Here is a 23,263-nt window from a genome sequence, read left to right on the forward strand (position 1 = left end):
CTATCGGGCCGGTCCCGCCTGGGGACATTCGGGCACCGACAGTGGCGTACGGGTGTCACTGTCGGGTCCCTACAGAATGATGCGCACTCCAGCCGGAAACGTGTGGTCCGACGCCCCGCTCGCGCGACATGATCGGTGCCGACAGGCCACGACAGCAGGGAGACCTCCGTGCCTCATACGATCGACGAAGCCTTTACGGCGCTTCCGCTACGCGCCCTGGCCGACGCCGCGCTGGCACGCGCGCGTGCGCTGGGGGCCGAGCACGCGGACTTCCGGTTCGAGCGGGTGCGCAGCGCGTCCTGGCGCCTGAGGGACGCCAGGCTCGCCGGGTCGTCGGACACCACCGACCTCGGGTACGCGGTGCGGGTCGTGCACGGCGGGACCTGGGGGTTCGCCTCCGGGGTGGATCTGACGCTGGACGCCGCCGCCAAGGTCGCCTCGCAGGCGGTGGCGATGGCGAAGCTGTCCGCCCAGGTGATCAAGGCCGCCGGGTCGGACGAGCGGGTGGAGCTCGCCGACGAGCCCGTGCATGCCGAGAAGACGTGGATCTCGTCGTACGAGATCGATCCGTTCACGGTGCCCGACGAGGAGAAGTCGGCGCTGCTGGCGGACTGGAGCGCGCGGCTGCTGGCGGCGGACGGGGTCAACCACGTCGACGCCTCGCTGCTCACCGTCCACGAGAACAAGTTCTACGCCGACACCGCCGGGACCGTGACCACCCAGCAGCGTGTCCGGCTGCACCCGCAGCTGACCGCCGTGTCGGTGGACGAGTCGAGCGGCGAGTTCGACTCCATGCGCACCATCGCGCCGCCCGTGGGGCGCGGCTGGGAGTACCTGACGGGCACCGGCTGGGACTGGGAGGGCGAGCTGGAGCGGATCCCGGAGCTGCTCGCCGAGAAGATGCGGGCGCCGAGCGTGGAGGCGGGGCCGTACGACCTCGTCGTCGACCCCTCCAACCTGTGGCTGACCATCCACGAGTCCATCGGCCACGCCACCGAACTGGACCGCGCCCTCGGCTACGAGGCCGCCTACGCCGGCACCTCCTTCGCCACCTTCGACCAGCTCGGCAAGCTCAGGTACGGCTCCGACCTGATGAACGTCACCGGTGACCGCACCGCCGAGCACGGCCTCGCGACCATCGGGTACGACGACGAGGGCGTCGAGGGCCAGTCCTGGGACCTGGTCAAGGACGGCACCCTCGTCGGCTACCAGCTGGACCGGCGGATCGCGAAGCTGACCGGGTTCGAGCGGTCCAACGGGTGCGCGTTCGCCGACTCCCCCGGGCATGTGCCGGTGCAGCGCATGGCCAATGTGTCGCTGCAGCCGGATCCGGCCGGGATGTCGACCGAGGATCTGATCGGGAGCGTCGACCGCGGGATCTACGTCGTCGGCGACCGGTCCTGGTCGATCGACATGCAGCGCTACAACTTCCAGTTCACCGGGCAGCGCTTCTTCAAGATCGAGAACGGTCGGATCACCGGCCAGCTGCGGGACGTGGCCTATCAGGCGACGACCACGGACTTCTGGGGCTCGATGGCGGCCGTCGGTGGTCCGCAGACCTATGTGCTCGGCGGCGCGTTCAACTGCGGCAAGGCCCAGCCGGGGCAGGTCGCGGCGGTCTCGCACGGCTGCCCGTCGGCCCTCTTCAAGGGAGTCAACATTCTGAACACCACGCAGGAGGCCGGTCGATGAGCGCTCACTCCAACAAGGCGCACAAGCCGCACGAGATCGTCGAGCGTGCCCTGGAGCTTTCCCGGGCCGACGGGTGTGTCGTCATCGCCGACGAGCAGTCGACCGCCAATCTGCGCTGGGCGGGCAACGCGCTCACCACGAACGGCGTCACGCGCGGGCGGACGCTCACCGTCGTCGCGACCGTGGACGGCAAGGAGGGCACGGCATCCGGGGTCGTGTCCCGGTCGGCCGTGACCGCGCAGGAGCTGGAGCCGCTGGTGCGGGCCGCCGAGGCCGCCGCGCGCGGTGCCGGGCCCGCCGAGGACGCGCAGCCGCTGGTGACGGACGTACCGGCGTCGCCGGACTTCACGGACGCGCCGGCCGAGACGTCGTCCACCGTCTTCGCGGACTTCGCCCCGGCGCTCGGTGAGGCGTTCGCACGCGCGCGTGCGGGTGGGCGGGAGCTGTACGGCTTCGCCAACCATGAGCTGGTGTCGACGTACGTGGGCACGTCCACGGGGCTACGGCTGCGGCACGACCAGCCCAACGGGACGCTGGAGCTGAACGCCAAGTCCCCGGACCGTACCCGCTCGGCGTGGGCGGGGCGCTCCACGCGGGACTTCAAGGACGTGGACCCGACGGCGCTGGACGCCGAGCTTGCCGTACGCCTCGGCTGGGCCGAGCGGCGCCTGGAGCTGCCGGCGGGCCGGTACGAGACGCTGCTGCCGCCGACCGCCGTGGCCGACCTGCTGATCTACCAGATGTGGTCGGCGTCGGGGCGGGACGCGGTCGAGGGCCGGACGGTGTTCTCCAAGCCGGGCGGCAAGACACGCGTCGGCGAGAGGCTGAGCGAGCTGCCGCTGACCCTGCGCAGCGACCCGAACGAGCCGGGTCTGGAGTCCGCGCCCTTCGTGATCGCGCACTCCTCCGGCGGGGACCAGTCGGTGTTCGACAACGGGCTGCCGATCGCCGCCACCGAGTGGATGCGCGAGGGCGAGCTCAAGCACCTCACGACCACCCGCCACAGTGCCGGGCTGACCGGTCTGCCGGTCGCGCCGGGCGCCGACAACCTGATCCTGGACGGCGGCGAGGACCGCTCGCTCGAGGAGATGGTCGCGAACACCGAGCGCGGACTGCTGCTGACCTGCCTGTGGTACATCCGCGAGGTCGACCCGGCGACGCTGCTGCTCACCGGCCTGACCCGAGACGGGGTGTACCTCGTCGAGAACGGTGAGGTGACCGGCGAGGTCAACAACTTCCGGTTCAACGAATCGCCGGTGGGCCTGCTGGGGCGGGCCACGGAGGCGGGGCGTACGGAGAAGACATTGCCCCGGGAGTGGAGCGACTGGTTCACCAGGGCGGCGATGCCGGCGCTGCGCGTCCCCGATTTCAACATGAGCTCTGTCAGTCAGGGCGTATAACCTCGTAGTCGGCTGTCACCCGACTGCCCGAAGATCTTCAAGGAGACACGAGAACCGTGACGGACATCGTCGACGAGCTGAAGTGGCGTGGCGTGATCGCCCTGTCCACTGACGAGGACGCATTGCGCAAGGCGCTCGCGGACGGTCCCGTCACGTTCTATTGCGGTTTCGACCCGACCGCGGCCAGCCTGCACGTCGGCCACCTGGTCCAGGTCCTCACCATGCGCCGCCTCCAGCAGGCGGGCCTGCGCCCGCTGGCGCTGGTCGGCGGTGCCACGGGCCAGATCGGCGACCCCCGCCCGACGGCCGAGCGCACGCTGAACGACCCGGAGACGGTCGCGAACTGGGTGAACCGCCTGCGCGGGCAGATCGAGCCGTTCCTGTCCTTCGAGGGCGAGAACGCCGCCGTGATGGTGAACAACCTGGACTGGACGGCCGGCATGTCGGCCATCGAGTTCCTGCGGGACATCGGCAAGCACTTCCGCGTCAACAAGATGCTGACCAAGGACTCGGTCGCCCGCCGTCTGCAGTCCGAAGAGGGCATCAGCTACACGGAGTTCAGCTACCAGCTGCTGCAGGGCATGGACTTCCTGGAGCTGTACCGGCGGTACGGTTGCACGCTCCAGCAGGGCGGCAGCGACCAGTGGGGCAACCTCACCGCGGGTCTTGACCTGATCCACAAGCTGGAGCCGCACGCAGGCGTGCACGCTCTGGCGACGCCGCTGATGACCAAGGCGGACGGCACCAAGTTCGGCAAGACCGAGGGCGGCGCCATCTGGCTCGACCCGGAGATGACGACGCCGTACGCGTTCTACCAGTTCTGGCTGAACGCGGACGACCGGGACATCTCGACGTACATGCGCATCCTGTCCTTCAAGTCCCGTGCGGAGCTGGAGGAGCTGGAGAAGCAGACCGAGGAGCGTCCGCAGGCCCGTGCCGCGCAGCGCGCGCTGGCCGAGGAGCTGACGACGCTGGTGCACGGCGCCGACCAGACGGCCGCCGTGATCGCCGCGTCGAAGGCCCTCTTCGGCCAGGGCGAGCTGACGGAGCTGGACGACAGGACGCTTGCCGCGGCCCTCTCCGAGGTGCCGCACATCCAGGTCGAGCAGCTCGGCCAGGTCGTCGACCTCTTCGCCGAGGTCGGCCTGGTCGCCAGCAAGTCCGCCGCGCGCCGCACCGTGAAGGAGGGCGGGGCCTACGTGAACAACGTCAAGGTCGCCGGCGAGGACGCGGTGCCCGCGAAGGAGGACCTGCTGCACGGGCGGTGGCTGGTGCTGCGGCGAGGGAAGAAGAACCTGGCGGCGGTCGAGGTCACCGGAGCGTAGCGCCCCGCGGGTTGCGCCACAGGGGTGCGGTGATCTGCGGGCTGCGGCTTCGTCGTGGCTGGCCGCACCCCGCGGCGGAGCCGCATATCGATACAGCCCCGCACCCCTTGGGGCGTTTGGATCACGCCCGCTCCTTACGCTTGCCCAGCGTCGCCATGTACAGCATGTCGCCCACATACACGATGATCACCGCGGCGACGATCTGGAAGACGTGACGGCTCCAGTCGATGCCGCGGGTCGAGTCGACGCCGAACGCGCGGGCGATGGAGTTGCCGACGATGGCGCCGAGGATGCCGAAGATGGTGGTCAGCCAGAGAGGGCTGTGCTGCTTGCCCGGGATGAGCAACTTCGCGATCAGGCCGAGCACGAATCCCACGATGATCGCCCACAACCAGCCCATGGCTGCCTCCTCGTACGGCTCGGGTGAGCATTACGCCCAGTGTTGGTCCGGGCGCGGTACGTCGCATGCCGGGTGCGGCCGTACGCGTTACGGCTGAGGGCGTTCCCCCAGGTGACAGGGGCCCCGGTCTCGTAGGCGGCGGAGCCGGGGCGTAACGTGGGACGTGTCCTGGCCCGGGTCCCCGACCGGGGGGCGGGCGGGTCCGGGCAGGGGGAGAGTCCGATGCGGGCGGATGGTGGAATGTGATGCGGAAGCTGCACGCGGGCGGCAACACCGAAGTGTTCCGGATCACCGGGGCCCGGGCGGGCCTCCATGACGATGTGCGTGCACGCCAGCGCCGGTACATCATCTCGATGTCGGTCCGTACGGTGTCGGTGATCCTCGCGGCCACGCTGTGGAACGTCGAACGGCACGTCGCGATCGTGGCGTTGGTGCTCGGGGCGATCCTGCCGTACATCGCGGTGGTGATCGCCAACGCGGGGCGGGAGAATGCGCCGTCCTTGCCGTCGACGTTCGTGACCGCTCCGATGCGGCCGATGATCACGCCGCCGCGGACGAATGACGGTTTCGCGGAATCGGTCCCGGAAGATGTCGCGGGCGACTCCGTGCCGGGCGAACAAAGGAAACCGCACGACGAGGCGTGATCCTGCGGACCGCTTCCCTCCGGAAGTCGAGTCCGCGCCAAGCTCAGGAAAAGCTCAGATCAATAGTGTTGTTCCGGTGCCGGGCGACGGGTTACCCGTGACATACTTCGTAGGCGCTCCGCATCCCCCGTCGGAGCGACGGACCGACGCCGGGCAGCTCCCCCCGTGGCTGCTCGGCGTCGCCTTTTTGTGCGCGAACTTGTGAGACGAATCTGTGAGTGACGAGACGCCGATCTGTTCTGCCAAGGGGTGCCGTGCCGACGCCGTGTGGGTGTTGGCGTGGAACAACCCGAAGATTCATACGCCGGAGCGGCGCAAGACGTGGCTCGCTTGCGAGGAGCATCGCGAGCATTTGTCGCAGTTCCTCGGGGTGCGGGGGTTTTTGAAGGACGTGGTCCTGCTCGAGGAGTGGGAAGCGCGGGGGGCTTGAGGGCACGCCATCGGTTCGGGGTGGCGTGGGTCGTGGGGCGTGTGCGGCGCCATCGTGGCTGGTCGCGCCCCGCGGCGGAGCCGCATATCGATACAGCCCCGCGCCCCTGAAGGGGCGTTGCCCCTAGGCCCTGTCGTTTGGATCATCCCGGCGTCGCGGGCCCTGGCACGCGCATCTGCCGCGTTGTCGTCACTCGCCGACGCTCCGCGTCGACTCCCTCCTCCGCCTTGCAGCTGCACGCACCAGACCCCGCTCGGGCCGGCTGAAGGCACTGCACCTCACAGCCGGCCTGATCCAAACGACAGGGCCTAGCCGCCGATGGCAGACATCGGGCGATCCGGCTGCACGAAGGACGGGTCGTCCAGGCCCGCGCCCGCCTTCTTGCCCCACATCGCCAGCCGCCAGATCCGGGCGATCTCCTCGTCCGGGGCGCCGGAGCGCAGGGCCGCGCGCAGGTCCGTCTCCTCCTGGGCGAACAGGCAGGTGCGGACCTGGCCGTCGGCCGTCAGGCGGGTGCGGTCGCAGGCCGAGCAGAACGGGCGGGTGACGGAGGCGATCACGCCGACCACGTGCGGGCCGCCGTCGACCAGCCAGCGCTCCGCCGGGGCCGAGCCGCGCTTCTCCGCGCCCTCCTCGGTCAGCTCGAAGCGGGTCCGCAGGGAGGTCAGGATGTCTCCTGCCGTGATCATGCCGTCGCGCTTCCAGCCGTGCTGGGCGTCCAGCGGCATCTGCTCGATGAAGCGCAGTTCGTAGTCGTGCTCCACCGCCCAGGCCAGCAGGTCCGGGGCCTCGTCGTCGTTCAGGCCCGGCATCAGGACCGAGTTGACCTTGACCGGGGTCAGGCCGGCGTCGCGGGCGGCGTACAGGCCCTCGATGACGTCCTTGTGGCGGTCACGGCGGGTGAGCGTCTTGAAGACGTCCGGGCGCAGGGTGTCCAGGGAGACGTTGACCCGGTCCAGGCCCGCCGCCTTCAGGGCGGCCGCGGTGCGCTTGAGGCCGATGCCGTTCGTCGTCAGGGACATCTGGGGGCGGGGCTCCAGGGCCGCGACCCGCTCGACTATGCCGACCAGGCCGGGGCGCAGCAGGGGCTCACCGCCGGTGAAGCGGACCTCCTCGATACCGAGGGAGGTGACCGCGATCTCGATCAGGCGGACGATCTCGTCGTCCGTGAGCAGGTCGGGCTTGGCGAGCCACTGCAGGCCCTCCTCGGGCATGCAGTACGTACAGCGCAGGTTGCAGCGGTCCGTCAGCGAGACCCTCAGGTCGGTGGCCACTCGGCCGTAGGTGTCGATGAGCACGTGGGCCCCCTCCCTCGTCACGACCAGATTCAACTTCTGTCACCTGCGAGCCTACGTGACCGCACTGACAGCGACACCGGCCCGATCCCACGACGTACGACGCGGCCGCGTCGTAGGGATCTACGACGCGGCCGCTTCAGGGGTCGGGCTCAGTGGGCGCCGGTGCCGGTGAGGGACCGGACCTCCAGCTCCGCGTACTTGCCGGCGTCGGGCTCTTCCTTGGACAGGACCGTGCCGAGCCAGCCCATGAAGAAGCCGAACGGGATGGAGATGATGCCCGGGTTCTTCAGCGGGAACCAGGCGAAGTCGACGTCGGGGAACATCGCCTTGGGGTCGCCGGAGACGACGGGCGAGAACAGCACCAGGCCGACGGCGACGATCAGACCGCCGTAGATCGACCACAGCGCGCCCTGGGTGGTGAACCGCTTCCAGAACAGGCTGTAGAGGATCGTCGGCAGGTTGGCGGAGGCGGCGACCGCGAAGGCCAGGGCGACCAGGCCGGCGACGTTCAGGTCGCGGGCGAGGGCGCCGAGGAGGATGGAGACGGCGCCGATGCCGATGGTGGCGAGGCGGGCGGCCCGGATCTCCTCCTTCTCGGTGGCCTGGCCCTTCTTGATCACGTTCGCGTAGATGTCGTGGGCGAACGACGAGGACGAGGCCAGGGTCAGGCCGGCGACCACCGCGAGGATCGTCGCGAAGGCCACCGCCGAGATGGTGGCGAGCAGGATCGCGCCCCAGGCCGAGTCGACGCCGCCGAGGTGCAGGGCGAGCAGTGGTGCCGCCGTATTGCCGGACGGGTTGGAGGCGATGATCTCGTCCTGCGAGATGAGCGCGGCGGCGCCGAAGCCGAGGGCGATGGTCATCAGGTAGAAGCCGCCGATGATGCCGATGGCCCAGTTCACGGACTTACGGGCGGCCTTGGCGTTGGGCACCGTGTAGAAGCGGATCAGGATGTGCGGCAGACCGGCGGTGCCGAGGACCAGGGCGATGCCGAGGGAGATGAAGTCCAGCTTGGAGGTGCCGGTGGCGCCGTACTGGAGGCCGGGCTCCAGGAAGGCGGCGCCCTTGCCGCTGTTCTCGGCGGCCTTGCCGAGCAGGTCGGAGATGTTGAAGTTGAACTTCAGCAGCACCAGGAAGGTGATCAGGATGGTGCCGCCGATGAGCAGCACGGCCTTGACCATCTGGACCCAGGTGGTGCCCTTCATGCCGCCGATGGAGACGTACACGATCATCAGGACGCCGACGAGGGCGACGATCAGGATCTTGCCCGCGTCGGTGGTGATGCCGAGCAGCAGCGAGACCAGGACGCCCGCGCCGGCCATCTGGGCGAGCAGGTAGAAGATCGACACGACGATGGTGGAGGTGCCGGCCGCCGTACGCACCGGGCGCTGGCGCATGCGGTACGCGAGGACGTCACCCATCGTGTAGCGGCCGGAGTTCCTGAGCGGCTCGGCCACCAGGAGCAGGGCGACCAGCCAGGCGACCAGGAATCCGATGGAGTAGAGGAAGCCGTCGTATCCGAAGAGGGCGATGGCGCCCGCGATGCCGAGGAAGGACGCGGCGGACATGTAGTCGCCGGAGACGGCGAGGCCGTTCTGGAAGGCGCTGAACGACCGGCCGCCCGCGTAGAAGTCGGCGGCGTCCTTGGTCTGGCGGCCCGCCCAGACGGTGATGAACAGGGTCGCGACCACGAAGCACGCGAACAGGGTGATGATCAGCGGCCGGTGCTCGCTGGCCTCGTTGGCGGCGAGCTGCACATGGGTCATCGCGGGGCTCATGCGCCGCCCTCCATACGGGTCTTGATGGCCTCAGCCTTGGGGTCGAGCTTGGCGCCGGCGTGGCGCGAGTACCACCAGGCAATGAGGAACGTGGTGAGGAACTGGGCGATACCGAAGACGAACGCGACGTTGATGTTGCCGAACAGCTTGGTGCCCATGAAGTCGCCCGCGTAGTTGGAGAGCAGGACGTACAGCAGGTACCAGGCGATGAAGGCGACGGTCAGCGGAAAGGCGAAGGAGCGGTAGGAGCGGCGCAGTTCACCGAACTCCGCGCTCTCCTGCACCTCGGTGAACTCCTCGGTGGAGGGGAGTTTGTGTGTCTCTTTCGAGGGGGGCGGTGCGTCGGTGGCCACGGAGTCTCCTCGCGTTGCGGGCGCTGTTGCGACGGTGGACGGGGACGGATCGGGGGTGGGCGGCGGATCGGAAGTCGGGGACGGATCGGGTACGGACATGGACGGCTCTGTTCCTCGCAGTGATATGGATCACTTGAGCCGGGTGGCGATGTTAGGGCTCCGGCGCGTGATCCGACAGGGGGCTCGCTCGTGCTCGCGCCTCCTGTTCAACGTCACGGCGCCACGCGAGGACCGGTTCAACTCCCCGGCCTTCTTTCCGAAGTCGCCCCGGGTCAGATTGCTGGCCAGTAAGTTCGGGGATAGCTTCACCTCTGCACCACTCGTCATGTACCTGCCCGAGCGCCCACCTGCGTCTCGGGCGGTCTCGTTCCGGATGATGTGGAGATCCCATGGCTCATCTGCGGTCCAGACGCCGTCTCGGCCTCGCCGTACCCCTCGTTCTTTCGCTGACCGCCTCGCTCGGCTTCCTGCCGACGGGGGCCTCAGCGGCATCACTCGCGGAGCCGACAGTGCGGGCCACGGACGCGCCCTCGCTGGCGTACGTCGTCAATACCAGCCCGGACCGCCGCACGATCGAGTCGGTGAAGAAGGCGATCACCGCGGCCGACGGGACGGTGGTGATCACGTACGCACGGATAGGCGTGATCGTCGTCCACTCCGCGAACCCCGGCTTCGCCCAGGCGATACGCGCGGTGCGCGGGGTCCAGTCGGCGGGTGCGACACGTACGGCGCCCCTGACCGCCGCCGGGGCGACGGACGAGGGCCCCGTCCAGCCCATGACCAAGAAGCAGGCCGCGAAGACGACGAGCGCGACCGGCGCGGCGGCCGACAGCGAGCCACTCGAAGCCGACCAGTGGGACCTGCGCGCCATCGGCGCCGACCGGGCGGCGAAGATCAACCCGGGCAGCGACAGGGTGACCGTCGCCGTGATCGACAACGGCGTCGACGACACCCACCCCGACCTCGCACCGAACTTCTCCGCCGCCCAGTCGGCGAACTGCGCCGGCGGCAAGGCGGACACCAGTGAGGGCGCCTGGCGGCCCTACACGAGCGCCGACGCCCACGGCACGCATGTGGCGGGGGAGATAGCCGCGCCCCGCAACGGCATCGGTGTCGCCGGCGTCGCCCCCGGCGTCAAGGTCTCCGGGATCAAGGTGAGCGATCCGGTCAACGGTCTCTACTACCCCGAGAGCGTCGTGTGCGCCTTCGTGTTCGCCGCCGACCACGGCGTCGAGATCACGAACAACAGCTACTACGTCGATCCATGGCTGTACAACTGCATGGACGATCCGGACCAGCGGGCCATCGTCGATGCGGTCAACAGGGCCCAGCTGTACGCCCAGAACAAGGGCACCCTCAACTTCGCGTCGGCCGGCAACTCCAACCACGACCTGGACTCCGACGCGATCGTCGACGAGAGCAGCCCCGACGACTCGACCGCGGTCAAGCGCACCGTCGACCCGCACGAATGCTTCGACGTACCGACGCAGCTGCCGGGTGTCGTCACGGTCAGCGCCACGGGCGTACAGAACCTCAAGTCGTACTACTCCTCCTACGGTTACGGCGTCATCGACATCGCGGCGCCGGGCGGCGACCGGCTCTACCAGATCCCGGACACCCCGTCGAAGAACGGCCGCATCCTGTCCACCGTCCCGGACGGCAAGTACGGCTTCCTGCAGGGCACGTCGATGGCCGCCCCGCACGCCGCGGGCGTCGCAGCGCTGCTGAAGTCCCGGTACCCGTACGCGACTCCGGCCCAGCTGAAGGCGCTGCTCAAGGCCCAGGCGGACAACCCGGGCTGCCCGGAGTCCTACGACCAGAACGGCGACGGCAAGCAGGACGCGGTGTGCGAGGGCGGCAAGCGGTTCAACGGGTTCTACGGGGTCGGCATCGTCAACGCACTGGACGCGGTTGATTGATCGGGCAGGTCTGATGTACTGCGGCGGCACTCCCGGTCGACATGTTGATCGAATCGATACTGGAAATCGAATCAACACTGCATAGTGCAGTCATGACTGGAATCGAGTCCGCCTGGTCCGCGGTGGGAGGCGACCCCGCCCTTCTCCCGCGGGTGTCCACCGTGCTGCGGGGAGGCACGCTCCATGCGCGCCTCCCCGTACGGGAGTTGGCGCGCGCCTGTGTGGGTGCGTGCGCGTTGGCCGCGGCCGAGCTGGGCGCACGGCGGGCCGGGCTCGCCGAGGTGCCCGGGGTGCGGCTGGACGACGGGGCGATCGCCACGGCTTTCGTGAGTGAACGGCATCTGCTGGTCGACGGGCGCGCGCCGGTCACCTTCGCTCCGTTGTCGCGGTTCTGGCGAACGGCGGACGGCTGGGTGCGCACGCATGCCAACTATCCGCATCACCGGGCCCGGCTGCTGGCCGCACTGGGGATGACGGAGGAGGATCCGGACGCCGTCGGGGCGACGCTCGCCGAGCGGACCTCGCATGAGGTGGAGGAGTCCGTGTACGCGGCCGGCGGGCTGGCCGTGGCGCTGCGTACGCCCGAGGAGTGGGCGGCGCACGAGCAGGCGGCCGCGGTGGCCCGACGGCCGCTCGTCGAGCGCGAACGGCTGAACACGGCACGCGCGCGTGCCCTCCCGCCGCTCGACGGTGCGCCCCTGCTGCCCGCCGCCGGAGTGCGCGTACTGGATCTGACGCGGGTCATCGCGGGACCGGTCGCCACGCGCACGCTCGCGCTGCTCGGCGCGGACGTTCTGCGCGTGGACGCGCCCCAGCTGCCCGAACTGGCGGACCAGCACGCCGACACGGGCTTCGGGAAGCGCTCGGCGACGCTGGACCTGGTGGCGGACCGGCGCGCCTTCGAGGAACTCCTGGCGGCCGCGGACGTCGTCGTCACCGGGTACCGGCCCGGCGCCCTGGACCGGTTCGGGCTGTCGGCCCGGGAACTGGCCGAGCGGCGGCCCGGGCTGGTCGTGGCGCAGCTGTCGGCATGGGGGTCGTACGGGCCGTGGGCCGGCCGGCGCGGCTTCGACAGCCTCGTGCAGGCCGCCACCGGAATCGCCGCGATCGAGGGGTCGGCCGAGCGGCCCGGCGCGCTGCCCGCGCAGGCCCTCGACCACGGGACGGGGTATCTGCTGGCGGCGGCCGTGCTGCGGGCGTTGACCGAGCGGGCGGAGCAGGGGTACGGCCGGTGCGTACGGCTGTCACTGGCGCGCACGGCGGCCTGGCTGACGAACCAGATCCAGCCGGGCCCTGCGGGGAACGCGGGGAACATGCCGTACGACGGGCCCGATGCCTGGCTCGCCGAGAGGGACAGTGCCCTCGGGCGGCTGCGGTACGCCCTGTCGCCGGTGTCGTTCGAGGGCGGTCCGGTCGACTGGGCCCGGCCACCGGGGGTGTGGGGCACGGATCCGGCGCGGTGGGTCTGAGCGCCGGGGTTGTCGGAAACGTACCCATGGACGGAATGCCGTTCCCTCACTTGTTTTCCGGCACTTGCCCGACTCTGTGATGCTTTGTGAAGATCACGAGGTGACGTTGACGAGACCCTCCCTTGGCGTGTCCGACGGGAGCGCGCCCAGACCTCGCCCCGGCGTAGGCCGGGCCGTCGCCGTGCTCGTCCTGGTGGCGCTGGCGGCGTTGATCCCGCTGCTCGGGCCGTCGGCCGCGCTGCGCGGTACCGGGGAGGCCGCCGCGCCCGGCACCGCCGGGATCGGGCTGCTGCGTACGGTGCTGTTCGCGGCGCTGTGCGTCCCGCTGGGCGAGCTGTTCGTGAACCGGCTGGCCCGACACGTGCCCGGCGCTCCCCCGGCCATGCCCCGCAGTTGGGCGCCGTACGCGGCCGGCGCCGGTTTCGTCGCCGCCCTGGGCCTGGCCTCGGTGGTGTCCACCGGCAACCTCGTGCCGCACAGCCCCTCCGACCTCGACGTCGGCGGCCTGTACGCGTCACGCGACGGCAAGCTCGCGCTGCTGCAGGTCAACGCCTTCGCCGTGACCGGGCTGTGCGCCCTCTCACGCCGGCCCGCCACCCAGGTCTGGCCGCTGGCCGCGGTCGTGGTCGCCGAGGCGCTGCGTGCCCACCCCACCACCGAGCACGGCCCGCTGCTCGGCTCCGGGCTGACGCTGGTGCACTTGGCCTGCGCGTCGCTCTGGGCCGGCGGGCTGCTGCACGCGCTGCGGACCCTGCGCGGATGGGGCGGCACGGAGACGGGCGGGGCCCTGCTGGGGCTCTACGCGCGCGTGGCGGCCGTACTGCTCGCCGCCATCACGGCGACGGGAGTGTGGAGCTCGCTGCGCCGGATGCCGTCGGACACGATCCTGGAGCAGCTGACCGAGACGGCGTACGGGCGTGCCCTGCTGGCCAAGGTGATCCTGGTGGCGGCCGTGGCCGCGCTCGCCCTGTGGGCACGGATCAGGCTGCGCCGGGCGGCCGACCCGTTGACGGCCTGCTCTCCGGCGCGGGCGGAGGTCGTGGCTCTGGGTGTGGTGGTCGCCCTGTCGGGCCTGCTGACGGCGCTGCCGGTGCCGATCCGCTGGTGAGCCCATCAGGTCCTCAGCAGGCTTGCTCACGGCCTCAGTCGGTGACCATCACCTTGAGCGCCGTGCGCTCGTCCATCGCCTTGTAGCCGGCGGGGACGTCCTCCAGCCCGATCGTCAGGTCGAAGACGGGCGACGGGTCGATCGTGCCGTCCAGGACGTCGGGCAGCAGGTGGGGGATGTAGGCGCGGACCGGCGCGACGCCTCCACGCAGCGCGATGTTGCGGTCGAACATGACGCCGAGGTCGAGACCCGTGCCGCTGCCGTGCGGCACACCGACGAAGCCGATGGCGCCGCCGTCGCGGGTGATGTCGACCGCCGTACGCATGGACTGTTCGGTACCGACGGCCTCGACGACGGCGTGCGCGCCCTGGCCGCGGGTGAGTTCGCGTACCGCCTCCACGGCCGCGTCGCCGCGCTCGGCGACGACCTCGGTGGCGCCGAAGCGGCGCGCGATGTCCGTGCGGACCCGGTGGCGGCCCAGCGCGATGATCCGCTCGGCACCGAGCCGCTTGGCCGCGAGCACCGCGCACAGTCCTACGGCGCCGTCACCCACGACGGCGACCGTGGCACCCGGGCGGGCTCCGGCGCCGAGGGCGGCGTGGTGGCCGGTGCCCATGACGTCGGAGAGGGTCAGCAGGGCGGAGAGCAGGTGGTCGTCGGAGGCGGCGTCCTTGGGGAGCTGGACGAGGGTGCCGTCGGCGTAGGGGACGCGCACGGCCTCGCCCTGGCCGCCGTCGGAGCCGACGGTGCCCCAGAAGCCGCCGTGCTCGCAGGAGGTGGTGAGGCCCTCGCGGCAGTAGTCGCAGACGCCGTCGGACCACATGAAGGGCGCGACGACGAGGTCGCCCCGCTCGACGCCGGTCACCTCGGAACCGGTCTCCTCGACGACGCCGAGGAACTCGTGGCCGATCCGCTGGCCCGGCTGCCGCGCCGACTCGCCCCGGTACGCCCACAGGTCGCTGCCGCAGATGCAGGCGCGCAGCACCCGGACCACGGCGTCGGTGGGCTGCTGCACCACGGGATCGGGCACGTCCTCCACGCGCATGTCGAAGGGGGCGTGGATGGTGGTGGCACGCATGGCGCGGGTCCTTCTCGTGTCCGGTGGTACCTGCGCTCGGGGGGTGTTCGAGCTCACCTCACCGTACGTCGCCGTCGGCGCCCGGCGCGCTCCGAGCGCCCGCCGTCCGGAGCCGTGGGCGCTACACCCCCGCCGCCCCCAGCAGCGTCCCGGCCGCGTAGGTGACCCCCATGGCCAGCGCGCCGCCCGCCACATTGCGCAGCACCGCGCGGGGCGGGGCGGCGGCGCCCAGGCGGGCGCTGCTCCAGCCGGTCAGCGCGAGGGCGGCCAGTACGGAGGCGACGGTGACCGCCAGCCGCCAGTGCGCCGGCGGCAGCACCATGGCCAGCAGCGGCAGCAGCGCCCCGGCCGTGAACGCCAGGAAGCTCGCCCACGCCGCGTGCCACGGGTTGGTCAGCCGGTCCGGGTCGATACCGAGCTCCACGCGCGCGTGTGCCCGTAGCGCGTCCCTTTCCGTCAGCTGGACCGCCGCCTCCGAGGCCACCTCCCGGGACAACCCCCGTCGCTCGAGCAGCCCTGCCAGCTCCTCCAGCTCCGCCTCCGGCCGCTCCCGCAACTCCCGCTTCTCCAGGGCCAACGCGGCCTTCTCCGAGTCGCGCTGGGTGGACACCGAGACGTACTCCCCCGCCGCCATCGACATCGACCCGGCGAGCAGCCCGGCCAGCCCGGCCGTGAGCAGGGCGGAGCGGTCGTCCGTCGCGCCGGCCACACCGACGACGAGTCCGGCGGTCGACACGATGCCGTCGTTCGCCCCGAGAACGGCCGCCCGCAGCCAGTTCAGCCGCTCACCCAGCGCGCCGCCGTGGGCCTCGTCATGCGTTGGTTCGGTCACATGCGGAGGATTGCACCGAGGGGGACATCAGGGATGTACCGACGCTCCCGGGCAGGCATCGGGCTCATCAGGTTCATCGGGACACGGCAGCACACCGCGGCAACACCGTGCGCGCGCCGACCGGTTGGCGCGCTGACGTTCGCAGCCCTCGAACGGGCGGGCGGAGCAAGGCACCTGACGGCCGGCAGTGTCAGTCCCGGCCCGTATCCTCAGTGACCATGCTCGAAGACCGTACGACCGCAGCGCCCTCCGCCACAGCTTGGCCGGCCGCGTATCCCCAGGGATACGCGGTCGTTGACGTGGAGACCACGGGCCTGGCCCGGGACGACCGGATAATCTCCGCGGCCGTCTACCGGCTGGACGCGCGCGGCGAGGTCGAGGACCACTGGTACACGCTGGTCAACCCGGAGCGGGACCCGGGCCCGGTCTGGATCCACGGTCTGACGAGCGAGATGCTCGAAGCGGCACCCCTTTTCCCGGACATCGCCGAGGAGTTCTCGGCCCGGCTCGACGGCCGGGTGCTCGTCGCGCACAACGCCGTCTTCGACTGGCAGATGATCGCGCGGGAGTACGCGCGCGCGGAGCGCGAGGCCCCGGTACGGCAGCGGCTGTGCACCATCGCGCTGTCCAAGGAGCTGGACCTGCCGCTGCCCAACCACAAGCTGGAGTCGCTCGCCGCGCACTTCGGCGTCGTACAGCAGCGCGCGCACCACGCGCTGGACGACGCGCGCGTGCTGGCGGAGGCGTTCCGGCCGAGTCTGCGGGCCGCGGCGGCGGGCAGCGTGCGGCTGCCGCTGCAGGAGTGCCGGCCACTGACCGAGTGGCGGGACACCGCCACGCCCCGGATCGGACAGCAGGCGGGCGGCTACAGCGGCTACGACGGCTCCAGTGGCTACCGGCCGACCAGTTGGCGTCCGTCCCGCAAGAGGCCCGCCTGCCCCTACCCCAACCCGGGGCGCTACGAAGAGGGCAAACGGCTCAAACAAGGCATGCGGGTCGCCTTCTCCGGCGACACGTCGATCGAGCGCGACCTGCTGGAGGACCGCGCGATCGAGGCCGGGCTGCATGTGTCGACGAGCCTGTCCCGGCTGACCAGCCTGCTCGTCACCAACGACCCGGACGCGGGCACGTCGAAGGTGGTCAAGGCCCGCCAGTACGGGACGCCGGTGATCGACGAGGCGGCCTTCGGGCAACTCCTGCGGGACGTGGAACCGGCGTCGGAGCCGTGACCGTACGGACGGGTGATTGCCGCGCGACTCGCCCGGAGCCGTCTCGCCCGGGCCGCGATGACGGCTCACCCTGTGGCGCATGGCGACATGTGAAGTATGCGGAAACGACTACGGCATGACCTTCGAGGTGCACGCGCAGGGCGCGGTGCACGTCTTCGACTGCTTCTCCTGTGCGATCCACCGCATGGCACCCGTCTGCGAGCACTGCCGCGTCCAGATCATCGGGCAGGGCGTCGAGGTCGAGGGCCAGTGGTACTGCGGTGCCCACTGCGCCCGCGAGGAGGGAAAGGTGGGGATCGTCGACAAAGTGTGACGCGGCCCGGACCCGTACCAGGCCCCGCACCCGGACCCGTACCCGCCTGAACGCACCCCACGACCGAGTTGTACGGTCGTGGGGTGTACCGCTTCCTGTTGTCCCGGCAGTGGGTGATCCTCACGCTGGTCGCCCTCGTCCTCATCCCCACGATGATCAGGCTGGGCATCTGGCAGATGCACCGCTACGAGGAGCGCTCCGCCCGGAACCAGCTGGTCGCCGACGCGCTGGGCGCGAAGCCGGTACCCGTGGAGAAGCTGACCTCCCCGGGGCACACGGTCACCACCAAGGAGCGGTACCGCAGCGTGACGGCCGTGGGCCACTTCGACGCCGACCGGGAGGTCGTCGTCAGGCGGCGCGTCAACGCCGACGAAGAGGTCGGCTTCCATGTGCTCACCCCCTTCGTCCTGACGGACGGCAAGGTGGTGCTGGTCAACCGCGGCTGGATCCCCGCCGACGGTCCCAGCCAGACGGCCTTCCCCAAGATCCCGGCGCCGCCGAGCGGGCGTGTCACCGTCACCGGGCGACTGATGCCCGACGAGACGACCGAGGCCAGCGGCATCAAGAACCTCAAGGGGCTTCCCGACCGGCAGGTCATGCTGATCAGCAGCGAGCAGGAGGCGGGGCGCCTCGATGCGCGGGTGCTCGGCGGGTACCTGGTGCAGACGGCGCCCGAGCCGAAGGGTGACACGCCGGAGCTGATCGGGAAGCCGGGCGAGGAGAACGCCCCGCTGAACTATGCGTACGCCCTTCAGTGGTGGCTGTTCGCAGCGGGCGTTCCCATCGGGTGGGTGATCCTGGCTCGCCGGGAGGCTCGTGACCGGGCGGCGAACCAGGAGAAGGCGGTGGAGGCGGAGCCGGTGGGTGTGTAGGGTCCGCCCACTCGCCATGTGTGGCTAGTACGTCCGGCGACTGCGGGTTGTTGGGGGCTGGTCGCGCCCACGCGGCGGAGCCGCATATTGGGCACAGCCCCGCGCCCCTTGGGTGGGTCCACTGAGCCGGCACTCAGCAGCAACGCCCCTGCCGGTGCTCCTCCCGGTGCAGCAGGCTCAGCACCTGCATCAGTTCCCGTACGTACCACCGCACCGCCCGCACCCAGCGCACCGCCCTCACGACCGCGCCCCCACCAGCGGCTCACCCGCCTGCTCGGGCACGTCGATGCGGGACTCGACGTACGGTGCCTCGGTGGTCGGCAGTGAGCCGGGACGGCGTATCGACCGGACGCACACCACCGCCGCGTTGACGATCACGACTGCGACCAGCAGCAGGAACAGCGCGATCAGTACGCCGTCGACGGTGGAGTTGGTGACCACGGTGTGCATGTCGTCGAGGGTCTTGGCGGGCGGCAGGACCTGGCCGTTGTCGATGCCGTCGGCGTACTTGGCGCGCTGGGCGAAGAAGCCGATCTTGGGGTCGTCGGAGAAGATCTTCTGCCAACCCGCGGTGAAGGTGATCGCGACGACCCAGGCGAGCGGGACGCCGGTGACCCAGGCCCAGCGCAGCCGGCCGGACTTGATCAGGACCGTGGTGCAGACGGTCAGCGCCACGGCTGCCAGGAGCTGGTTGGCGATGCCGAAGAGCGGGAAGAGCTGGTTGATTCCGCCCAGCGGGTCGGTGGCGCCGGTGTAGAGGAAGTAGCCCCAGGCCGCCACGACGAGGCCGCTGCACAGCCAGATGCCCGGCTTCCAGTTGACCCGGCCGATCGGCTTCCACACATTGCCGAGCATGTCCTGGAGCATGAAGCGCCCGACGCGGGTGCCCGCGTCGACCGTGGTCAGGATGAACAGCGCCTCGAACATGATCGCGAAGTGGTACCAGAAGGCCTTCATCGCGGTGCCGCCGAAGACGCCGGAGAAGATCTCCGACATGCCGACGGCGAGGGTCGGGGCGCCGCCGGAACGGGCGATCAGCGTCTGCTCCTCGACGGCCTTGGCCGCCTGGGTCAGCTGGTCGGGGGTGATCGTGAAGCCGAGGCCCGCCACGGCCTGGGACGCCGACTCGGCCGTCGTACCGAGGAGGCCGGCGGGGGCGTTCATGGCGTAGTACAGGCCCGGCTCCAGGGTCGCCGCCGCGATCAGCGCCATGATCGCGACGAATGACTCCATCAGCATCGCGCCGTATCCGATCAGCCGGACCTGGGACTCCTTCTGGATCAGCTTCGGAGTCGTACCGGACGCGACCAGCGCGTGGAAGCCGGACAGTGCGCCGCACGCGATGGTGATGAACAGGAAGGGGAAGAGGGAGCCGGCGAAGACCGGACCCGCGCCGGTCGAGGCGAAGTCGCTCACCGCGTCCGCGCGCAGCACGGGGGCGGCGACCACGACACCCACAGCGAGCAGGGCGATCGTGCCGATCTTCATGAACGTGGAGAGGTAGTCGCGCGGGGCGAGCAGCATCCACACCGGGAGTACGGAGGCGACGAAGCCGTAGCCGACGAGGCACAGGACGAGGGTGGTCGGGCTGAGGGTGAAGGCGCCGGCCAGCGAGGACTCCTGGATCCAGCTGCCGCCGACGATCGCGAGCAGCAGCAGCGCCACGCCGATGAGGCTGGTCTCGACGACCCGGCCCGGGCGGATGCGGTGCAGCCAGAAGCCCATGAACAGGGCGATGGGGATGGTCATGGCCACGGAGAAGGTGCCCCACGGCGAGTGGGCGAGGGCGTTGACCACGACCAGGGCCAGCACACCCAGCAGGATGATCATGATCGCGAATACGGCGACCAGCGCGGCCGCGCCGCCCACCCGGCCGATCTCCTCGCGGGCCATCTGCCCCAGCGACTTGCCGTCCCGCCGCATGGACAGGAACAGCACGACCATGTCCTGCACCGCCCCGGCGAAGATGACCCCGGCGACGATCCAGAGCGTGCCGGGCAGATAGCCCATCTGGGCCGCGAGCACGGGACCGACCAGCGGCCCTGCGCCCGCGATGGCGGCGAAGTGGTGGCCGAGGAGCACCCGGCGGTCGGTGGGCTGGAAGTCGACGCCGTCCTCCAGTCGCTCGGCAGGGGTGGCCCGGCGGTCGTCCGGCTTCAGTACGCGGCGGGCGACGAAGCGGGAGTAGAAGCGGTAGGCGATGGCGTACGAGCCGAGCGCGGCGACCACCAGCCAGACCGCGGAGATCTCCTCGCCTCGGGCCAACGCGAGGACACCCCAGGCGACGGCGCCGAGGAGGGAGACGGTGGTCCAGAGGAGGATCGACCGAGGGGACATTGCGCGCTTTTCGGGCACTCGACGGCCGTTTTCGGGCAGGGCTGATGTGGGCATGGCGGCTCCTTGAAAGGGCGAGTCAGAGGTGACTCGGCAGATCGACAGGCGGCTGGGACAGGAGCTCCCTCCCGCTCGCTGTCGGTCTGTGCAAGAGTTGCCCACCCCCTCGGACCGGTTGACAGCGAATTTCAAGGAAATTTCCCGCCGGTTTTCTGTCCTCCGTATCGGCCGCTCGCGCAACTTACGCGTAGGTCCCAAGGGCACAGGCACACCAAGGACGGTGACCCATGGCCGATGGCGCCATGACCGCGACGTTCCTCGCCGTGATCGGCGGGGCGTCGCTGCTCGCCGTGACCGCGCGGCGCCTGCACCCCAGCGACCGGCTGCCCTCCCTGGAGGGCTGGGCACTGGCCGACCGCAGCCTCGGCCCGGTGTGGACCTGGCTGCTGCTCGGCGGCACGATCTTCACCGCGTACACCTTCGCCGCCATACCGGGCCTGGCGTACGGCAACGGCGCCCCCGCCTTCTTCGCGGTGCCGTACACGGTGATCATCTGCCCGATCGCCTTCGTGCTGCTGAGCCGCCTGTGGACCGTGGCCCGCCGGCACGGCTACGTCACCGCGGCCGACTTCGTGCGCGGCCGGTACGGCTCGGCCCCGCTGGCCCTGGTGGTCGCGCTGACCGGGATCCTCGCGACCATGCCGTATCTCGCGCTGCAACTGCTCGGCATACGGGCGGTGCTGACGGCCGGGGGCGTGTATCCGCGGGGTGCGGCCGGTGATCTGGTGATGGTGGGCCTGTTCGCGGGGCTGGCCGTCGCCACCTACCGGCACGGGCTGCGCGCCCCCACCGTCATCTCCGCGCTCAAGGCCGTGGCCGTCTTCGTCTCGCTGACCGCGGTGACCTGGCTGGTCCTCGACCGGCTGAGCGGCCCGGGGGCCGTCTTCGACGGTGCGGCCGAACGCATCGGCGGCCCGGCGCTGCTCCTGACCCCCGAGCAGCAGCCCGCCTACGCCACCCTCGCCCTCGGCTCCGCGCTCGCCCTGCTGATGTACCCGCACGTACTCACCGCCGGCTTCGCCGCCGACGGCCCGCGGACGCTGCGCAAGGTGTCCGTGGCGCTGCCCGCCTGGACCGGCCTGCTCGCCCTCTTCGGCTTCCTGGGCATCGCGGCCCTCGCGACCGGCGTCCGCGCCCCGGCGGGCGGCGCCGAGGCCGCCGTACCGATGCTGGTCGACCGGCTGATGCCGGCGCCGCTGGCCGGGCTGGTGTTCGGGGCGATCACCGTGGGGGCGCTGGTCCCCGCGGCGGTGATGTCGATCGCGGCCGCCACGAGCTTCGTACGCAATGTGTACGTCGAGTACGTCCATCCGACGGCCACGCCCAAGCGGCAGGTGCGCATCGCCAAGGCGGTGTCGCTGACCGCCAAGGTGGGCGCGGTGGCGTTCGTGTTCGGGCTGCGCGACCAGGACGCCATCAACCTCCAACTCCTCGGCGGGGTCTGGATCCTGCAGATCTTCCCGGCCGTCGCGATCGGGCTGTTCACCGGGCGGCTGCATCCGCGGGCGCTGCTCGCCGGGTGGGGCGTGGGCATGGTGGCGGGGACCTACATGGTCGTACGGGAGGGGTTCTCCTCGATCGTGCCCCTCGGCTCCGGGCCGGAGATCTACGCCGGGCTCGCCGCCCTGTTCCTCAACCTGACCGTCGCCGTGGCCGGGACCGCGGTGCTCGAACGCTTCGGCGTCCCGCGCGGCGCCGACGTCACCGATCTGCCGTCGCGCCTGAGCGTCAGGCGGCGCCCCGAGACGGGAGCGAACAACCCGTGAGACAGCACCTGAGACGCGAGACCGGCGCTGCCGCCCTCCCGGCCGTGCCCCTCGCTCCCGCGGCGAGCGACCCGGCCGACCTGGAGCGCGAGGCCGGCCTTGCCCGCCTGTTCGAGCTGCACTACTCCTCGATGCTGCGCCTCGCCGTCCTGCTCGGGGCCGACGATCCGGAGAACGTGGTGGCGGAGGCCTACTACCAGATCTACCGGAAGTGGCGGCGCCTGCGGGACACCGAGGCGGCGGAGGCGTATCTGCGCTCCACGGTGTGCAATCTGACGCGGATGCGGATACGGCACCTCCAAGTGGCCCGCAAGCATGTCGAGAAGCCGGCCGACGAACTCGTCGCCTCCGCCGAGAGCACCGCGCTCCTGCGCGACGACCAGCGTGTGCTGATCGACGCGCTGCAGCAGCTGCCGGCCCGGCAGCGCGAGGCGCTGGTGCTGCGGCACTGGCTCGGACTGAAGGAGGGTGAGATCGCCGCGGCGATGGGGATCTCCTGCGGCTCCGTCAAGACCCATACGGCACGCGGCCTCGCCGCCCTGACCCAGGCGATGGAGGCCCGGCGATGACGTATCGAGATGCGACTCCGCCGCGTGGCACCGGTGCGGACCGCACCGAGCGGGAGCTGCGCGAGGCTCTCTCCGCGCTCGCCGACGGGGTGCAGGCGGCGCCCGACGCCTATCGCACGGCGCGCGGCGAGTGGCTGCGCCGGGAACGCCGACGCCGGCTCGTCCTCGCCGTCCTCGTCGCGGTCGTCTTCGCCCTGGCCACGCTGATCGGGCTGTGGGTCCTCAACCAGGCCCCCGCGGATCCCGGCGTGATCTTCTCCGGCACGGGGTCCCCGGCGGCCGTGTCAATCACCGGATCCCCGGCGGACGTATCACTCACCGGATCCCCGACGGGCGGGTCACTCCCCCGGCCTCACCCCTGATTGGCCCACCGCCCCTGGGGGAACCCGCATTT

Annotated in this window: 21 protein-coding genes; 14 read left to right on the plus strand and 7 right to left on the minus strand. The window is 70.8% G+C overall.

Annotated features, from left to right (window positions below; all coding sequences use genetic code 11):
- The first annotated feature begins 168 nt into the window (after positions 1-168).
- The 3 genes from EHO50_RS39025 to tyrS are packed head-to-tail and all read left to right on the plus strand — an operon-like array spanning position 169 to position 4,417.
- Positions 169-1,692 (plus strand): TldD/PmbA family protein, encoded by a 1,524-nt coding sequence (locus EHO50_RS39025; protein ID WP_128436590.1) that lies wholly within the window; start codon positions 169-171, stop codon positions 1,690-1,692.
- Positions 1,689-3,092 carry a metallopeptidase TldD-related protein gene (locus EHO50_RS39030; protein ID WP_128436591.1) on the plus strand — a complete coding sequence of 468 codons (1,404 nt, stop codon included), beginning with the start codon at positions 1,689-1,691 and terminating at the stop codon, positions 3,090-3,092. Before EHO50_RS39025 ends, EHO50_RS39030 begins: the two co-directional genes overlap by 4 nt.
- A 56-nt stretch (positions 3,093-3,148) precedes the next feature.
- A complete protein-coding gene (tyrS, locus tag EHO50_RS39035) occupies positions 3,149-4,417 on the plus strand; it encodes a tyrosine--tRNA ligase (protein WP_128436592.1) in 1,269 nt (422 codons plus the stop codon).
- 121 nt (positions 4,418-4,538) lie between these two features.
- Here tyrS and EHO50_RS39040 read toward each other — a convergent pair whose 3' ends face one another.
- On the minus strand, positions 4,539-4,817 hold the full coding sequence (locus tag EHO50_RS39040) for a GlsB/YeaQ/YmgE family stress response membrane protein (protein ID WP_128436593.1): 279 nt from the start codon (positions 4,815-4,817) through the stop codon (positions 4,539-4,541).
- A 245-nt stretch (positions 4,818-5,062) separates the two neighbouring features.
- Between EHO50_RS39040 and EHO50_RS39045 the strand changes: the two genes are divergently transcribed.
- The gene (locus EHO50_RS39045; RefSeq protein WP_128436594.1) at positions 5,063-5,461 is read left to right on the plus strand and encodes a DUF3099 domain-containing protein; all 399 of its coding nucleotides are present in this window, start codon (positions 5,063-5,065) and stop codon (positions 5,459-5,461) included.
- Between the two features lie 214 nt (positions 5,462-5,675).
- Positions 5,676-5,891 (plus strand): hypothetical protein, encoded by a 216-nt coding sequence (locus EHO50_RS39050; protein WP_128436595.1) that lies wholly within the window; start codon positions 5,676-5,678, stop codon positions 5,889-5,891.
- Between the two features lie 308 nt (positions 5,892-6,199).
- Here the strand turns inward: EHO50_RS39050 and moaA are convergent, their stop codons facing one another.
- The 3 genes from moaA to EHO50_RS39070 form a co-directional block, all read right to left on the minus strand.
- Positions 6,200-7,189 carry a GTP 3',8-cyclase MoaA gene (gene moaA / locus EHO50_RS39060; protein ID WP_128436596.1) on the minus strand — a complete coding sequence of 330 codons (990 nt, stop codon included), beginning with the start codon at positions 7,187-7,189 and terminating at the stop codon, positions 6,200-6,202.
- Between the two features lie 149 nt (positions 7,190-7,338).
- The gene (locus EHO50_RS39065; RefSeq protein WP_128436597.1) at positions 7,339-8,967 is read right to left on the minus strand and encodes a solute symporter family protein; all 1,629 of its coding nucleotides are present in this window, start codon (positions 8,965-8,967) and stop codon (positions 7,339-7,341) included.
- Positions 8,964-9,320 carry a DUF485 domain-containing protein gene (locus EHO50_RS39070; protein ID WP_128436598.1) on the minus strand — a complete coding sequence of 119 codons (357 nt, stop codon included), beginning with the start codon at positions 9,318-9,320 and terminating at the stop codon, positions 8,964-8,966. Before EHO50_RS39070 ends, EHO50_RS39065 begins: the two co-directional genes overlap by 4 nt.
- A gap of 389 nt (positions 9,321-9,709) precedes the next feature.
- Here EHO50_RS39070 and EHO50_RS39075 point away from each other — a divergent pair, with 389 nt between their 5' ends.
- The 3 genes from EHO50_RS39075 to EHO50_RS39085 all read left to right on the plus strand — a co-directional run bounded on the left by EHO50_RS39075 (position 9,710) and on the right by EHO50_RS39085 (position 13,816).
- A complete protein-coding gene (locus EHO50_RS39075; RefSeq protein ID WP_128436599.1) occupies positions 9,710-11,239 on the plus strand; it encodes a S8 family peptidase in 1,530 nt (509 codons plus the stop codon).
- 92 nt (positions 11,240-11,331) lie between these two features.
- The gene (locus EHO50_RS39080; protein WP_128436600.1) at positions 11,332-12,708 is read left to right on the plus strand and encodes a CoA transferase; all 1,377 of its coding nucleotides are present in this window, start codon (positions 11,332-11,334) and stop codon (positions 12,706-12,708) included.
- Between the two features lie 100 nt (positions 12,709-12,808).
- Positions 12,809-13,816: a CopD family protein gene (locus EHO50_RS39085; RefSeq protein WP_164905075.1), complete on the plus strand. Its 1,008-nt coding sequence runs from the start codon at positions 12,809-12,811 to the stop codon at positions 13,814-13,816.
- A 34-nt stretch (positions 13,817-13,850) separates the two neighbouring features.
- Here EHO50_RS39085 and EHO50_RS39090 read toward each other — a convergent pair whose 3' ends face one another.
- Both EHO50_RS39090 and EHO50_RS39095 read right to left on the minus strand, forming a co-directional pair.
- Positions 13,851-14,894 carry a zinc-dependent alcohol dehydrogenase family protein gene (locus EHO50_RS39090; RefSeq protein ID WP_128436602.1) on the minus strand — a complete coding sequence of 348 codons (1,044 nt, stop codon included), beginning with the start codon at positions 14,892-14,894 and terminating at the stop codon, positions 13,851-13,853.
- A gap of 121 nt (positions 14,895-15,015) precedes the next feature.
- Positions 15,016-15,726 (minus strand): VIT1/CCC1 transporter family protein, encoded by a 711-nt coding sequence (locus EHO50_RS39095; RefSeq protein WP_128436603.1) that lies wholly within the window; start codon positions 15,724-15,726, stop codon positions 15,016-15,018.
- Between the two features lie 218 nt (positions 15,727-15,944).
- Between EHO50_RS39095 and EHO50_RS39100 the strand changes: the two genes are divergently transcribed.
- The 3 genes from EHO50_RS39100 (at position 15,945) to EHO50_RS39110 (ending at position 18,140) form a co-directional block, all read left to right on the plus strand.
- Positions 15,945-16,955, plus strand: a complete 1,011-nt coding sequence (locus EHO50_RS39100; RefSeq protein WP_128436604.1) for a DEDDh family exonuclease — start codon at positions 15,945-15,947, stop codon at positions 16,953-16,955.
- A gap of 79 nt (positions 16,956-17,034) precedes the next feature.
- Positions 17,035-17,268 (plus strand): hypothetical protein, encoded by a 234-nt coding sequence (locus EHO50_RS39105; protein WP_128436605.1) that lies wholly within the window; start codon positions 17,035-17,037, stop codon positions 17,266-17,268.
- Positions 17,269-17,351: 83 nt separating this feature from the next.
- A complete protein-coding gene (locus tag EHO50_RS39110; RefSeq protein WP_128436606.1) occupies positions 17,352-18,140 on the plus strand; it encodes an SURF1 family cytochrome oxidase biogenesis protein in 789 nt (262 codons plus the stop codon).
- A 237-nt stretch (positions 18,141-18,377) separates the two neighbouring features.
- Here EHO50_RS39110 and EHO50_RS39115 read toward each other — a convergent pair whose 3' ends face one another.
- The gene (locus tag EHO50_RS39115; protein WP_128436607.1) at positions 18,378-20,531 is read right to left on the minus strand and encodes a carbon starvation CstA family protein; all 2,154 of its coding nucleotides are present in this window, start codon (positions 20,529-20,531) and stop codon (positions 18,378-18,380) included.
- Positions 20,532-20,761: 230 nt separating this feature from the next.
- Between EHO50_RS39115 and EHO50_RS39120 the strand changes: the two genes are divergently transcribed.
- From EHO50_RS39120 to EHO50_RS39130, 3 genes are read left to right on the plus strand one after another with little or no spacing between them, the layout of a single operon-like run.
- Complete coding sequence (locus EHO50_RS39120) at positions 20,762-22,300, plus strand: sodium:solute symporter family protein (RefSeq protein WP_128436608.1); 1,539 nt, start codon at positions 20,762-20,764, stop codon at positions 22,298-22,300.
- Positions 22,297-22,869, plus strand: a complete 573-nt coding sequence (locus tag EHO50_RS39125; RefSeq protein ID WP_425472357.1) for a sigma-70 family RNA polymerase sigma factor — start codon at positions 22,297-22,299, stop codon at positions 22,867-22,869. The genes EHO50_RS39120 and EHO50_RS39125 overlap by 4 nt, the downstream gene beginning before the upstream one ends.
- The gene (locus tag EHO50_RS39130; RefSeq protein ID WP_246101816.1) at positions 22,866-23,231 is read left to right on the plus strand and encodes a hypothetical protein; all 366 of its coding nucleotides are present in this window, start codon (positions 22,866-22,868) and stop codon (positions 23,229-23,231) included. Before EHO50_RS39125 ends, EHO50_RS39130 begins: the two co-directional genes overlap by 4 nt.
- Positions 23,232-23,263: the final 32 nt, after the last annotated feature.

This window comes from Streptomyces cyaneus (assembly GCF_004028635.1).
In the GTDB taxonomy this organism is placed as follows: domain Bacteria; phylum Actinomycetota; class Actinomycetes; order Streptomycetales; family Streptomycetaceae; genus Streptomyces; species Streptomyces cyaneus.